The following is a 13,692-nucleotide window of genomic DNA, read 5'->3' on the forward strand; positions in this document are numbered from 1 at the left end:
TGATCTTTCCCGGGCGGCCGGTGAGCCGGTTACCTGCGCCGCGCGATCCGGAACATGGCCGCGTGGCCTGGCCGGAGACGGGGCTCACAGGGACCGCGGGGCTTCCGCCTACCTACGTTCACCATCACCGGCACGGTGACCCCAGCAATCAGCGACAGCCGCCGAGTCAGGTGCTCGTCCTGCTGCGGTCAGCCACCACCGCCAGCCGTCCAGCAGCCACCGAGCAGCCAACCGTCCACAAGGGACGAAGAAGCAGAGAGCCCGACCCGCGTTTCCGCAGGTCAGGCTCTCTTGATCTTGTGCGCCCGAAGGGACTCGAACCCCTAACCTTCTGATCCGTAGTCAGATGCTCTATCCATTGAGCTACGGGCGCTCGGTGCTCAGCCAGTCTACACACCCGGCTTTCGCGCGGAGACTCCGGGATTCGAACCCGGGAGGGGCTTTAAGACCCCAACCGCATTAGCAGTGCGGCGCCATAGACCAGACTAGGCGAAGTCTCCTCGGTGGCCCGCAGACCACCGCGCCCGAGGATACAGGTCCCCACCCACCGGGAGCAAAACGACTTCCCGCCTCCGCGGGACCGAGGTGCCGACGCCCTCGCGGCGACCGCTGTGCCGGAACGTGATCGCCGCTACGCTCCTTCGATATGCAGGAGCAGCCGCCCAGCGAGCCCACCCGCCGAGAGCCTGCTGCGGGAGGGCGGCGACGCTCCCCCAAGGCGACCTTCACCCCACCGCCGGCACCGTCCGAGCCCCCCGGAAAACCGGACGACGGGGCACGACCGACCCGGCGGGCGAAGCCGGCACCGGTCGTGCTCTTCCAACCACCGGAGGTGGACGAGGTGCTCCCGCGCCAGAAGGCACGTCCGGAGCCGCCCGCTCCCGCCGCCGAACCGGAGGCACCGGCCGCCGCTCGTGACACCGCCGACGTCGCCGGTCATCCGCCGCACACCGCCGCCGATGCCACCGCCGAGCCGGCGGGGCCGGAGGAGACCACCGGGCCTGCGACGATCGGGCGGCCGGGAGCGAGGAAGGCGGCACCCGCGAAGCGGGCGACCCCCACGAAGCGGGCAGCCTCGGCGAAGAAGACGAGCCCGGCGAGGGACGCCGCCGGCGGGACGGCCTCCGGGGAGGACACCACTCCCACCGGCCCGGCCCCCGCCTCCGGTACGGGCGCCCGGCCGCGAAAGGCGGCTGCGCGCGCGAAGGCCGCCGCACCGAAGAAGGCAACGCCGGCCGCGCCGGTGGCGCCACCGGCGGCGAGGAAGACCGCAGCGAGAGCGCGTACGACGGAGGCGCCGGACCTCGCGCCCGTACCGGGCGTCGAGCCGGCGTCGGGGCGTACGCCCGGGTCGGAGCTGAGCCGGGTCGGCCGGAAGGTGCTCGACCACCCGGGGTTCGCCCCGGAGCTGCTGGCCCTGGCCGCCGTCGAGGCGGTCGGGCCGCGGGCGCGGGAGTGGGCCGGGCGGCTGCGGTCGGCGTACCCGGATGCGGGCGACGACGGCCTGGCCCGCCTCGCCACGCGGCGGTTCGTGCGGCAGGCCGGCGCGGGCGGTGCGGTCGCGGCCGTGGCCGGCCTGTTGGCACCGGTGGCCGAACTGGCGGCCGTGCTGTGGACCCAGGCCAACCTGGTGCTGCATCTGGCGGCGGCGTACGGCCGTGACCCGGGTCATCCCGATCGGGCGGTGGAGTTGCTGGTGCTGACCCAGGTGCACCCGGACGCGGTCAGCGCACGGGCGGCTCTGAACGCCGCCCGGGACCTGGACGGGCCGGGTGAGGAGCCGTGGGCCCGGGCGGCGGAGGCGGCCTGGCGGCTGGCGACACCCCTCGCCGCGCAGGCCGGGGGATGGCTGGCGCTGCGGGTGGCGTCCCGTCTGCTGCCGGGGGCGGCGGTGCTGGCGGCGGCGACCGGCGACGCGGCGGCGGCCGAGCGCCTGGCGGCCCGCGCCGTCGCGGCCTACCGTCCGACCCGCGAAGGCTGACCCGCCGCGGCCCGCCGACGGTCAGAGCCAGTCGAACCATTCGCGGGGCAGCAGGGCGTACCCGACGAAGGCCGCGACGTCGAGCAGCGTGTGCGCGACGACCAGCGGCATCACCCGCTTCGTGCGCAGGTAGAAGAGGGTGAACACGACGCCCATCACGACGTTGCCGACGAAGGCGCCGAAGCCCTGGTAGAGGTGGTAGGACCCGCGCAGCAGCGCGCTCGTGGCGATGATCGCGCCGAGTCGCCACTGGAGCTGCCGCAGGCGCGTCACCAGGTAGCCGACCACGATCACCTCCTCCAGCACGGAGTTCTGCACGGCGGCGAGGATCAGCACCGGCACGGTCCACCAGAGGTCGGGTAGCGCCGCCGGCACCAGGCTGGCGTTGACCCCGAGCTGGGCGGCCGCCCAGAACAGCGCGAGGCCGGGCAGGCCGATCAGCGCGGCGAGGCCGGCGCCCCGGGCCAGGTCCTGGCCGGGCCGCCGGGCGTCCAGGCCGAGGGTCCGCGCCGGGTCGCCGGGATCCCGCCCCAGCAGGTGTACGGCGAGCAGCACCGGCAGCAGCGCGAAGGCGATGCCGAGCAGCTGGTACGTGAGGTCCAGGTACGGCCGCGTGGACCGGGAGGTGTTCAGCGCGGCGGTCTGCGCCGACAGCGGTCCCTCGGCGGTGAGCTTGGCGACGATCGAGACCAGCGCGTAGACGGCCGACTGCCCGAGGGAGAGGCCCAGCACCAGCAGCGTCTCGGTGCCCAGGGTGCGACGGGCCACCGGGCGGTCCAGCTGAACGGTCACCGCACCACTGTGCCCGACGGGGGTGGCCGGCGGCACCGCCGAATGACCCTCGTGAGCCGATCGCACATTCTGTGCGACCGGTCGACACGCTCCGTGGACATTCTATGGATGCCCGATCCGCCCTCAGGAGAAGGAGCGCCCGTGGACGACGTCGCGCGGTTGCTGAAGGAGAGCTGGACCCTGGTCGAGGAGGACCGGGAACGGCTGACCGGCCACTTCTACGCCCGGCTGTTCCTGCTCGACCCCGACCTGCGGAAGCTCTTCCCGGTGCAGATGACCGGGCAGGGCGACCGCCTGCTGGAAGCGATCATCACCGCCATCCACACGGTGGAGGACCCGGAGAGCTTCGACGAGTTCCTCCGGGCGCTCGGCCGGGACCACCGCAAGTACCACGTGGACGCGAAGCACTACGAGACCATGGGCGTCGCGCTGCTGGACGCGCTGCGCAGCACCGCCGGTGACGGCTGGAACCTGGAGTACGACCAGGCGTGGCGGGACGCGTACGCGGCCATTGCGGAGAAGATGCTGGCCGGGGCGGCGGCCGACGACAACCCGCCGTTCTGGCACGCGGAGGTGCTGACCCACGAGCGACACGGCCCGGACACGGCGGTGCTGACCGTACGCGCCCTTCAGCATCCGCTGCCGTGGAAGGCGGGTCAGTACGTCAGCGTCGAGGCGCCCCGGCACCATCCGCGGGTGTGGCGGACCTACTCGGTGGCGAACGCCCCGAACGAGGACAACGTGCTGGAGTTCCACGTCCGGACGCCGGCCGGTGCCGGGTGGGTCTCGGGTGCGCTGGTGCGCCGGGTGCAGCCGGGTGAGCTGCTGCGGCTGGCGGCGCCGATGGGGTCGATGACCCTGGACCGCGCCTCCGAGCGGGACATCCTGCTGGTGGCCGGGGGCGTGGGGCTGGCACCGGTGAAGGCCCTGGTCGAGGAGCTGGCCGGGTACAACCGGACCCGCTGGGTGCACGTGTTCTACGGCGCCCGCACGGAGGAGGACCTGTACGGCCTGGACGGGCTGCGGAAGCTGGTCGCGGCGCACCCGTGGCTGTCGGTCACACCGGCGTGCAGCGAGGATCCGGACTTCGACGGCGAGCTGGGCGACATCTCCGACGTGGTCGCCCGGTACGGGCCGTGGACCACGCACGACTGCTACGTGTCCGGGTCCGCCCGGATGGTCCGGGCCACCCTCCGGGTGCTGGCCGAGGACGACGTTCCGCCCGGCCGGACGCGGTACGACACCTTCGGCGAACTGTAGAGACCTTCCTCCCCCCGGACCGGGGTTGCGTGCCCCCGCCCCCTGGGGCACGCAACCCCGGTCCCCCCGAACGGGCGGACCGGCACCGCCCCGCACGACCACGTCCGCCCCGCCGTCCTTCCCACCGGTGCGGACGTGGTCGTGCCGCCGGTCGCGGGGGGCCGGGAGCGTCAGTAGCGCCAGGGGTGGCCGGTGTCGCGGTACTCCTCGACCGGCACCAGCGGCACGCCGGGCGCCATCCGGTCGACGTAGAGCCGCCCCTCCAGGTGGTCGATCTCGTGCGCGACGAGCCGGGCCATGCCGTACTCGAACGACGTGATGATCCGCCGGCCGTCGAACCGGGCGTGTTCGACGTCGATGCGCAGCGGCCGGGGCACCAGCCCCCGGTGGTCGAAGAACGAGAGGCAGCCCTCGTACTGCTCGTCGATGTCGGCGGCTTCGTCGACGATCCGGGGGTTGAGCAGGATGACGGGGTCGGCGCCCCGGTCGGGGGGTCGGACGAGCGCGGCGGCCCGGCCGGTGCCGAGCTGCGGGGCGGCGATGCCCACCCCCTTGCTGAACGGGTGCAGCTCGTCGAGGCGCAGCAGGGCGTTGGTGAGCCGGTCCACGACATCCCGGGCGACCTGCTCCTCGTGCGGCAGGTCGAACGGCCGGGCGGGCTGACGCAGCAGGTCGTCGCCGCGCTGGAGGACGCCGAGGCCGCGCATCCGGTCGCTGGGCCGGATCCGGCCGGTCTCCTCCGGCTCGCTCTCCGGCCGGGCCCGGAACCGCCACTGCATCCGGTACCGCGCGTTCAGCGGCGGGTCGTCGGTCGCCCAGTCGAAGATCACCCGGTCGCCCTCCGTCCGCCGGGCGACCGGCGTCCGCAGCGGGCCCTCCTCCGCCGAGAGCGAGGTCTCCGCGCCCCACACCTGCGGGTCGAGCGACGCCGGCAGGTCCAGGCGTACGGCGAGGTGTCGCGTCGGTACGCGGACCGCCCGCTGGAACCAGGGGCCCCACTTGTCCTGTCCGACGGTGTACGCGTACTCGATGGTGGCGCGGTCGCCGGGGTAGAGCGCGAAGCGTCGGTCGGCGTTCTCGAAGAGCAGCCAGATCTCCTTGAACGCGTCGCGGTCGTGCTTGGCCCGCCAGTGCATGGGCTCCCGCTCGTCGCCGTCCCGGCGGTGCGCCCGAAGTTGCAGCTCGGCGAAGGTGAGCGGGTGCTCCCGGTGGTGCCGGTTGGAGCGGCCCGGGTCGTTGGGGTAGCGGTCGACGGCGACGCGCACCAGGTAGCGGGTGACGGGTTCGGTGCCGGCGTTGTACAGCTCCCGGCTGATCACGCAGTGGTAGGAGTCGTCCTGGTGGGTGAGGCTGGCGTGTTCCCGTTCCACGATCAGACCGGTGCCCGGTGGCATCCACTGTCCGGGGGCGGGCAGGTCCCGGTGGGCCTTCTCGGTCCGGGCGTGCCGCAGCTCGTCGTACTCCCGGAAGCGCTGCCAGATCGCGCCGCTGGCCTCCAGGACGGCCTCGGCGCGGCGGGCGAAGTCCTCGGTCGGACGGTGCCGGCGCCCCTCGACGTGGCTGACGTACGAGGGGTCGAAGCCCATCAGGCTGGCCAGTTGCTTCTTGGACAGCCCTCGCCCGGTCCGGTGACGGGCGAGTTCGGCCGCGAAGGAGTCGGCGGCCCGATCGAGCGGTGAGGTCGTCATCAGCTTCCTCGTGGCCGGGAGTACCAGTTTCACGTTCCGTCGCCGCCCGTGTACGGATCTGCCACGTTGTCGACACGAATCTTGACGAAAGAACGAAAAGCGTCGATACTGCACCGGCCGTGCGCCGCCGTCCGCCGTTTCCGGGTCCCCTTCGCGGGTAGTACGCCGACGCACCCGGCGGATGGCCCTTCCGGGAGCGGGTGATCCGGACCTCTCGATCCGACTCAGGTGAGGCTTCCCTTAGAGCGGGTGCTCTGGTTAGGCTAGCCTTAGCTCAGTATCGGGCGCTTCAGACGGGGGATGAGTCAGGTGACAGCGGTCATGCCGGGGCGCGAGGTCGCCGCCGCACCGCTGGCGCCCGTGACCGCCGCCCTGCGGCACATGTTCGGCACCGACGTGCTGCCCGGCCTCGCGCCGGGCCTACTGGTGACCGACGAGTTCGGCTGGTCCCCGGCCACCACGCTGGTCGACGGCACCCGACTGCCCGAGTTCCTCCGCGCGGCCGCGGTGCGCTGGCGCGGCACCCCGCACGCGTGTGCGGCGCTGGCCTGGAAGTCGTACAGCTACTGGACGGCACTGCCGGTCGTGCTCGGCTGGGCCTCGGCGCGGCGGGTGCCGCTGCTCGACCCCGCCGACGTCCTGATCCATTTCGAGGACCACCGTCAGCTGCTCACCATGGGCCTGCGCCGCTCGACCAGGGTCGCGGTGCTGCCGACCGACCCGCTCGCGCTCTCCGGCCTGCCCGAGGTCCGGGTCGTCGCCGACGAGGCGGAGCTGCTGGCCGTCCTCCGGGCCTCACTGCTCGATGCCCACCTGGCCCCGATGATCACCGCGATCCAGTCCGAGGTCCGGATCGGCGCGCGTACGCTGCTCGGCTCGGTGGCCTCCGGCATCGCGAACGGCATCCTGCGGGCCGCCGACGGCCTGCCGGGGTCCTCGGTCGACACCATCGACACGCTGCTCGGCGCCCTCGACATCGCCGACCTGGTCGAGCTGGTGCCGGGCCCGACCGGCGAACCGACCGTGCAGCGACGGACCTGCTGCCTCGCGTTCACCCTCCCCAGTCCCAAGATCTGCCAGGGCTGCTGCGTCCGCCAGCCCTGAACGCCGCCGCACTCAGTCGGTGAGTGCGCGGATGTCCCAGAGCCAGACACCCCCGGTGTACGTGGGGCGGATCCCGGTCAGCTCCGTCATGCCCCGACGCAGCGCGTCGGCGTACAGGTGCGTGCCGAGCACCACCGCGCCGGCCCGCCAGTACCGGAGGTCGGCGACCGCGTCGACCCGGGCCTGCGGGGTGATCGGCGGCACCGCGCCCGTACGGCGAATCTCGGTGAAGAAGTCGCTGGTCGGCCGCGGCGTGGCGCCGAAGAGCGCGATTCGGTGCCGGCCGGGCCGGGTGTCCGGGCCGAGGAAGTAGCCACGGGCGATGGGCATCTCGAGCCGGGTCTCGGCCGACCAGCGCAGCGGGTCGGCGTAGTTCGTGTCCGGCAGGGGAAGCGTCACGATGCTGCGCCCGCCGGCCACGTAGGGGCGCCAGGCCCCCGAGGTGACGAAGGTGGGTGTGGGGTCGAGGCGGACGGCGGGCAGCGGTGTGGGCAGCAGGGGCACCAGCGCCATGGCCAGCACGGTCACCGTGGCGAAGCGGATCTGCGGGCGGGCGTCCGGGTGCCGCAGGGCGAGCTGCCGAGCCCGCTCGGCCGCGTACGCGAGGAGCAGCCCCACGACGGGGGTGATCGCGAGCGCCCACCGGGTCGGCACCACGGAGTGCAGGACCGGCAGGTTCTCCAGCACGGCCCACGGCGCTCCGACGCCGGTACCCCGGCCGTTCAGCTGGATCTCGCGACCGAGCGAAAGCACCGCGAACAGCAGCCCGACGGCGGCCAGGCCGCGTACCACGACGTCCCGCCGCAACCACCAGACGAGCGCGACCACGAGCACCACCAGTGGCCAGCCGAAGAAGGCGTTCTCCTCGGTGGGGTTCTTCGCGAGGCCCCGGGCGCCGCGCTCGTCGCCGGCGAGCGACTCCCGGGAGAAGGCCACGAACGACGCCAGGTCGGTCGAGTAGCCCCGGATCAGCCGGGAGAGCCCCTGGTACGCGCCGGGACCGGCGAACTGGACGTAGAGCGGGTACGCGAGCAGCACCAGCGCCACCCCGGCGGCCACGCCCAGCCCGGGGAGGAACGTCCGGCCCCGGGCACGCAGTTCCGGCCGACCGAGGGCGAGCACCCCGACCACGACGCCGAGGCCGATCGCGGTCATGAACAGGATCTCCAGGTTGAGGAACGCCTGCCAGACGATCACCAGCGCGAGCAGCACACCGTTGCGCAGCCAGCGTCCGGGCTCGGCCAGCCGGAGGGTGCGCCAGATGATCAGGGGCACGACGTACTGGGAGACGATGTTCGGGTGGGCGTTGGCGTGCGAGACCATCGCCGGGGCGTACGCACAGAAGGCGGCCCCGAGCCAGGCCGGTCCCCGACTTCCGATGATCACGCGGGAGAGGACGAAGTACCACGCGGTGGCGGTGGCGATCATTCCGAAAGTGAGGAAGAGCAGGAACGACGTCCGGGGTCCGAAGAGCAGCGTGACCGGCGTCATTGGCAGCGACACGGATAATACGGACGTATTAGCCATCAAATTGACGGTGTCCGGCACGTTCATCCGGTCCGAGGTGAACGGATGAACGAATTCGGTCAGCACCCGCGCACCGTGGGCCATCATCCACTCGAACTGGGACTGGTCGGTGCGGTTGTCCCGGACACCCCGGGCCGGATCCAGCCAGAGGCGCGCAGTGATCCAGAAGGCGGGAACGACGAAGCTCAGCACGGCGAGCGCGTCCGGCCACCACTCCCTCGCGGGACGTTTTCCCCGCTCAGAACCGTCCTCCGCCACCGCGTCCGCCGACGCCCCCGGCGAGCCGGCGGGGCGGTCCGGTTCGGGAGTAGTCATAACGGTTCGTAGGGTAGTCAGCCTATGGCGCCGCCGTGACATGTTTCGGGGTACTGAGTACTATGTGCCGGGTTCGCCGACCGCCGATCACGTGCCTCAACCCGACCGACAATTCGGCCACCACGGTGCCCCGATTCCTCCGTGTAACACGCGGATGATTCACTCTGTCGGTCCAGGCGCGGGTCGAGTCACACCGTGAGGAATCGACGCATGGCAGAAATCACTGGGGATCAGCGTGTGCAGTCCGAGGTCCTGGAGGGCCTCGCGACCGCGGTGAACCACCGCCGCTGGTTCGTCGAACTCGCCCTGCCGTACCTCGGGGACGACCCGATCGAGATCGGCAGCGGCCTCGGCGACTACGCCCTGGAGTGGGCCGAGCATCTGCCGCGCTTCACCGCCACCGAGGCCGACCCGGACCGCCTGGTGTCGCTGAAGGAGCGGCTGGCCGAGAAGCCCTCGATCGAGGTACGGCAGATGCTGCTGCCGCACTCGGAGCGGGGCAGCTACAGCGCCGCCGTGTCGTACAACGTGCTGGAGCACATCGAGGACCACGTGGGCGCGCTGAGCAGCATGCGCGACCTGGTCCGGCCGGGCGGTGCGGTCATCATCATCGTGCCGGCGTTCCAGTTCGCGATGAGCCCGGCCGACATCGCCACCGGGCACGTCCGCCGGTACACCAAGAAGACCCTGGCCGCCGCCATGACCGACGCCGGCCTGACGGTGGAAGAAATCCACTACGCGAACGCGCTCGGCCTGATCGGCTACTTCATGGCGACCAAGGTCTTCCGGCTCATGCCGAAGGAGGGCCCGATGGTGAAGGTCTACGACACCCTCGTACTGCCCGCCACCAAGGCGGCGGAACAGCTCGCCCGCCCCCCGTTCGGCCAGTCCGTCTTCGCGGTGGCCCGAGTCCCTGCCTGACCCCCTCCCCCCGGGGGATCCTTCCGTCGATCATGAAGTTCTCACCGGCGCGCTCAGCGTGTCCCGACGACAACTTCATGATCGACGACGGGGAGGCGGCTACTCCTTGACCTGGTAGGTCGGGCGGATGACCGCTCGGGCCAGCGTGTGGAAGGCCAGGTTGAAGCCGACGTACGCGGGAGTGGCGTCGGGGGTGACGTCCAGGCGCTCGACGTCGAGGGCGTGCACCGCGAAGACGTAGCGGTGCGGCCGGTCACCGGGCGGCGGGGCGGCCCCGCCGTACCCGTCGCTGCCGTAGTCGTTGCGGACCGTGAAGCCCCCGGCCAGATCGTCGCCCGAGGCCCCGTGCGGCAGCCGCGTCACGGTGACCGGCAGGTTGACCAGCACCCAGTGCCAGAAGCCGCTTCCGGTCGGGGCGTCCGGGTCGAAGCAGGTCACCACGAAGCCCTTGGTGTCCGCCGGGAAGTCCGACCAGTGCAGCTCCGGCGAGACGTTGTCGCCACCGACGCTGGTGTGGGCGTACGCGTCGTCCATCGGCTCGCCGTTCCGCACGTCGTCGCTGGCGAGGGTGAACGCCGAGACGGTCGGCAGCAGCTCGTACGGGTCCGGGGCGATCGGTCGTTCCAGGGTCATCGGGACGGGTCCTTCCGGTGTGCGCGATTGTCCTGCGCCCCTTCTTACCCCGCCCGACCCCACGACCGAACCGAAACACGGGTCGGCGGAGGGTGTGGGATTCGAACCCACGAAGACATCGCTGCCTTACCGGTTTTCAAGACCAGCGCCATCGGCCACTAGGCGAACCCTCCCGGCCCGCGTCCCCGTGGGGTACGCGGCCGTGCCTAGTCTGCCATGACGGGCGCCCGGGCGAGCGGGCACCGCTCCCGCCGGCGGGACCGGTGACCGGTCCACTGTGGGCCGGCCACTCGGCTGATCGCGGGCCGGGCACGGAAGGTCGACCGGTGGGGTAGACAGGAGGCATGCGCGCGATCACGATCCCGGAGCCCGGCGGACCCGACGCACTGGTGTGGGCCGAGGTGCCCGATCCCGAGCCCGGCCCCGGCGAGGTGATCGTCGACGTGCGGGCCAGCGCCGTGAACCGGGCGGACCTGCTGCAACGGCAGGGGTTCTACCCACCGCCGCCGGGTGCGCCCGCGTACCCGGGACTGGAGTGCTCGGGGGTGGTCAGCGCGATCGCGCCCGACGTGACCGGGTGGGAGGTCGGCCGGGAGGTCTGTGCGCTGCTGGCCGGCGGCGGGTACGCGGAGCGGGTGGCGGTTCCGGCCGGGCAGCTCCTGCCGGTGCCGGCCGGCGTCGACGTGGTGGACGCCGCGGCGCTGCCGGAGGTCGCGTGCACGGTCTGGTCGAACATCGTGCAGCTGGCCCGGCTGACGGCCGGTGAGACGCTGCTGGTGCACGGCGGCGGCAGCGGGATCGGCACGTTCGCGGTGCAGCTCGGTACGGCGCTCGGCGCGAGGGTCGTGGTGACCGCCCGGTCGGTGAAGCACGAGCGGCTGCGTGGGCTGGGCGCCGCGCACACGATCGACTACCGGGAGCAGGACTTCGTCGAGGAGGTCCGCACGGTCACCGACGGCCGGGGCGCCGACGTGATCCTGGACATCATGGGGGCGTCCTACCTGTCCCGTAACGTGGCGGCGCTGGCCGACGGCGGCCGGCTGGTGGTGATCGGCATGCAGGGCGGGCGCAAGGCCGAGCTGGACCTGGGCGCGCTGCTGGCCAAGCGGGGCACCGTCGCGGCGACCGCGCTGCGGTCCCGGCCGCTCGACCAGAAGTCGCAGATCGTCCGGGGCGTACGCGAGCAGGTGTGGCCGTTGGTGGAGGCGGGGACGGTCACGCCGATCGTGGACCGGCGGCTGCCGATGACCGAGGCAGCGGAGGCGCACCGCCTGGTCGAGTCGAACGACCACGTCGGCAAGGTCCTGCTCACCCTCGACTGACCAGCTCAACCGTCGGTCGGACGGGGCAGGACGAGGCGGGCGCCGGGTCCCTCCCCGGCCAGGGAGTCGCCGGGGTTGTTGAGGGCGCAGCGCTGCAACGACAGGCAGCCGCACCCGATGCACCCGTCCAGGTCGTCGCGGAGCTTGCCGAGCAGCCGGATCTTCTCCTCCAGCCGGTCGCGCCACGCACGGGAGAGCCGGGCCCAGTCCTCGGCGGTGGGCGTACGCGACGCGGGCAGCGACTCCAGCGCGGCCCGGATCTCCTCCAGGGAGACGCCGACCTGCTGGGAGATCCGGATGAACGCCACCCGGCGCAGCTCGACGCGGGCGTACCGGCGCTGGTTGCCACCGGTGCGTTCGGCCCGGATCAGGCCGAGCCGCTCGTAGTAGCGCAGCGCCGAAGGGGCCACGCCGCTGCGCTGGGCGAGCTGCCCGATGGTGAGTGCCTCGTGCATCACGTCACCCTTGAGTTGAAGTTCGGTTGAACTTGCAGGCTAGCCGCATGACGACGACCACCGCCACCGCGGCCGGCGCCGCACCGGCCCCACCGCCGGGCGCGCCCACGCCGCCGCCCGCCACACTCGCCGCGCTGCTCGAACGGGTCCGCGCAGGGCGGGAGTTCGGCCCGAACGTCTACTCGACGCTCGACGTGCTCCAGGTCCTCTACGACCGGATCCTGCGGATCACCCCGGCCACCGTCGACGACCCGGAGCGGGACCGGTTCCTGCTCTCCAAGGGACACGCGGTCGCCGGCTACTACGCCGTACTCGCCGCCAAGGGCTTCGTTCCCGTCGACTGGCTGGACGATCAGGGCGGCCCGGGCAGCCGGCTCGGCGACCACCCGGACCGGCTGCTGGTCCCCGGCGTGGAGATCGGCTCCGGCTCGCTCGGGCACGGCCTGGGACTGGGCGTGGGCACCGCGCTGGGGCTGCGGGCCCAGGGCCTGCTGCGCCCGCGGGTGTACGTCCTCCTCGGCGACGCCGAACTGGACGAGGGCTCCAACCACGAGGCGATCGCGTACGCGGGCGCCACCGGCCTGGCCAACCTGACCGCGATCGTGGTCGACAACTCCTCGGCCACCCACGGCTGGCCGGGCGGGGCGGCGTCCCGGTTCACCGTGAACGGCTGGACCGCCGCCACCGTGGACGGGCGCGACCACGACGCCCTGTACACCGCCCTCACCGGGCAGGACGACCACCGGCCGCACGTCGTCGTCGCGGCCGTCGACAGCGGGGAGTGACCGTGCGAGACACCTTCATCGAGACCACCACCGCGCTGCTCGCGGAGGACCCCCGTACCGCCCTGGTGCTGGCCGACATCTCCGCCGCCGCGTTCGTCCCGGCTGCCCGCCGGCATCCGGACCGGGTGCTCAACGTGGGCATCCGGGAGCAGTTGATGGTCGGGGTGGCCGGCGGACTGGCGCTCACCGGGCTGCGCCCGATCGTGCACAGTTACGCGCCGTTCCTCGTCGAGCGGGCGTACGAACAGCTCAAGCTCGACCTCGACCACCAGGGTGTGGGCGCGGTGCTGGTCAGCGTCGGTGCCTCGTACGACCGGGCGGCGGCCGGGCGTACGCACCTCTCCCCGGCCGACGTATCGCTGATCGACACCCTGCAGGGCTGGACCGTGCACGTCCCCGGCCATCCGGCCGAGGTGCCGGCGCTGCTGCGTACGGTGGTCGGCGGCGACGGGTCGGCGTACCTGCGGCTCTCCGCGCTGTGCAACGACGAGCCGCGCGGCGGCGACGGCGCGCTCGTGGTGGTGCGGGACGCCGGCCCCGGTGCGCCGCTGCTGGTGGCGGTCGGGCCGACGCTCGACGCGGCCGTGGCCGCGGTGGCCGACCTGCCGGTGACGGTGGCGTACACGAACCGACCGCGACCGTTCGACGTCACCGGCCTGCGTGCGCTGGCCGGTGACGTCGTGATCCTGGTCGAGCCCTACCTGGTCGGGACGTCCGCGCGGGTGGTGTCGGCGGCACTGGCCGACCGACCGCACCGGCTGCTGACACTGGGCGTGGGCCGGGAGGAACTGCGGCGGTACGGGACCGCCGACGACCACACCCGCTGGCACGGGCTGGACGAGACCGGCCTGCGCCGGTCCGTCGTCACTTTTTTGCGGTCCGCACCGGTGGGTTGAGCGGGGGTGGGAG

12 protein-coding genes and 3 tRNA genes are annotated in these 13,692 nt (G+C 72.6%); 7 read left to right on the forward strand and 8 right to left on the reverse strand.

Annotated elements, in window-relative coordinates:
* Positions 1-300 precede the first annotated feature (300 nt).
* Both ACTMSW_RS23175 and ACTMSW_RS23180 read right to left on the reverse strand, forming a co-directional pair.
* Positions 301-373: transfer RNA gene (locus ACTMSW_RS23175), tRNA-Arg, on the reverse strand.
* Between the two features lie 36 nt (positions 374-409).
* Positions 410-500 (reverse strand) — tRNA-Ser (locus ACTMSW_RS23180).
* A gap of 146 nt (positions 501-646) precedes the next feature.
* Between ACTMSW_RS23180 and ACTMSW_RS23185 the strand changes: the two genes are divergently transcribed.
* A complete protein-coding gene (locus ACTMSW_RS23185) occupies positions 647-1,981 on the forward strand; it encodes a hypothetical protein (RefSeq protein WP_441182784.1) in 1,335 nt (444 codons plus the stop codon).
* A gap of 21 nt (positions 1,982-2,002) precedes the next feature.
* On the opposite strand, the gene ACTMSW_RS23190 is transcribed toward ACTMSW_RS23185, so the two are convergent.
* Complete coding sequence (locus ACTMSW_RS23190; RefSeq protein ID WP_441182785.1) at positions 2,003-2,773, reverse strand: CPBP family intramembrane glutamic endopeptidase; 771 nt, start codon at positions 2,771-2,773, stop codon at positions 2,003-2,005.
* Between the two features lie 141 nt (positions 2,774-2,914).
* Here ACTMSW_RS23190 and ACTMSW_RS23195 point away from each other — a divergent pair, with 141 nt between their 5' ends.
* The gene (locus ACTMSW_RS23195) at positions 2,915-4,033 is read left to right on the forward strand and encodes a globin domain-containing protein (RefSeq protein WP_441182786.1); all 1,119 of its coding nucleotides are present in this window, start codon (positions 2,915-2,917) and stop codon (positions 4,031-4,033) included.
* Positions 4,034-4,203: 170 nt separating this feature from the next.
* Here ACTMSW_RS23195 and ACTMSW_RS23200 read toward each other — a convergent pair whose 3' ends face one another.
* The gene (locus ACTMSW_RS23200; RefSeq protein WP_441182787.1) at positions 4,204-5,721 is read right to left on the reverse strand and encodes a peptide deformylase; all 1,518 of its coding nucleotides are present in this window, start codon (positions 5,719-5,721) and stop codon (positions 4,204-4,206) included.
* A 321-nt stretch (positions 5,722-6,042) separates the two neighbouring features.
* Between ACTMSW_RS23200 and ACTMSW_RS23205 the strand changes: the two genes are divergently transcribed.
* Entirely contained in the window at positions 6,043-6,825 is a 783-nt protein-coding gene (locus ACTMSW_RS23205) for a hypothetical protein (RefSeq protein WP_441182953.1), read from the forward strand.
* A gap of 12 nt (positions 6,826-6,837) precedes the next feature.
* On the opposite strand, the gene ACTMSW_RS23210 is transcribed toward ACTMSW_RS23205, so the two are convergent.
* Complete coding sequence (locus tag ACTMSW_RS23210; RefSeq protein WP_441182788.1) at positions 6,838-8,667, reverse strand: hypothetical protein; 1,830 nt, start codon at positions 8,665-8,667, stop codon at positions 6,838-6,840.
* A gap of 210 nt (positions 8,668-8,877) precedes the next feature.
* On the opposite strand from ACTMSW_RS23210, the gene ACTMSW_RS23215 reads away from it, so the two are divergent.
* Complete coding sequence (locus tag ACTMSW_RS23215) at positions 8,878-9,588, forward strand: class I SAM-dependent methyltransferase (RefSeq protein ID WP_441182789.1); 711 nt, start codon at positions 8,878-8,880, stop codon at positions 9,586-9,588.
* 99 nt (positions 9,589-9,687) lie between these two features.
* On the opposite strand, the gene ACTMSW_RS23220 is transcribed toward ACTMSW_RS23215, so the two are convergent.
* Both ACTMSW_RS23220 and ACTMSW_RS23225 read right to left on the reverse strand, forming a co-directional pair.
* Complete coding sequence (locus ACTMSW_RS23220; RefSeq protein WP_441182790.1) at positions 9,688-10,221, reverse strand: YbhB/YbcL family Raf kinase inhibitor-like protein; 534 nt, start codon at positions 10,219-10,221, stop codon at positions 9,688-9,690.
* An 86-nt stretch (positions 10,222-10,307) separates the two neighbouring features.
* A tRNA-Ser gene (locus tag ACTMSW_RS23225) sits at positions 10,308-10,394 on the reverse strand.
* Positions 10,395-10,565: 171 nt separating this feature from the next.
* Here ACTMSW_RS23225 and ACTMSW_RS23230 point away from each other — a divergent pair.
* On the forward strand, positions 10,566-11,543 hold the full coding sequence (locus ACTMSW_RS23230; RefSeq protein WP_441182791.1) for an NAD(P)H-quinone oxidoreductase: 978 nt from the start codon (positions 10,566-10,568) through the stop codon (positions 11,541-11,543).
* Between the two features lie 5 nt (positions 11,544-11,548).
* On the opposite strand, the gene soxR is transcribed toward ACTMSW_RS23230, so the two are convergent.
* Positions 11,549-11,998 (reverse strand): redox-sensitive transcriptional activator SoxR, encoded by a 450-nt coding sequence (soxR, locus tag ACTMSW_RS23235; protein WP_441182792.1) that lies wholly within the window; start codon positions 11,996-11,998, stop codon positions 11,549-11,551.
* A gap of 47 nt (positions 11,999-12,045) precedes the next feature.
* Between soxR and ACTMSW_RS23240 the strand changes: the two genes are divergently transcribed.
* Positions 12,046-12,783: a transketolase gene (locus ACTMSW_RS23240; protein WP_441182793.1), complete on the forward strand. Its 738-nt coding sequence runs from the start codon at positions 12,046-12,048 to the stop codon at positions 12,781-12,783.
* A 2-nt stretch (positions 12,784-12,785) separates the two neighbouring features.
* Positions 12,786-13,679 carry a transketolase family protein gene (locus tag ACTMSW_RS23245; protein WP_441182794.1) on the forward strand — a complete coding sequence of 298 codons (894 nt, stop codon included), beginning with the start codon at positions 12,786-12,788 and terminating at the stop codon, positions 13,677-13,679.
* Positions 13,680-13,692: the final 13 nt, after the last annotated feature.

The organism is Micromonospora sp. BQ11, from assembly GCF_052068135.1.
Taxonomy (GTDB): domain Bacteria; phylum Actinomycetota; class Actinomycetes; order Mycobacteriales; family Micromonosporaceae; genus Micromonospora.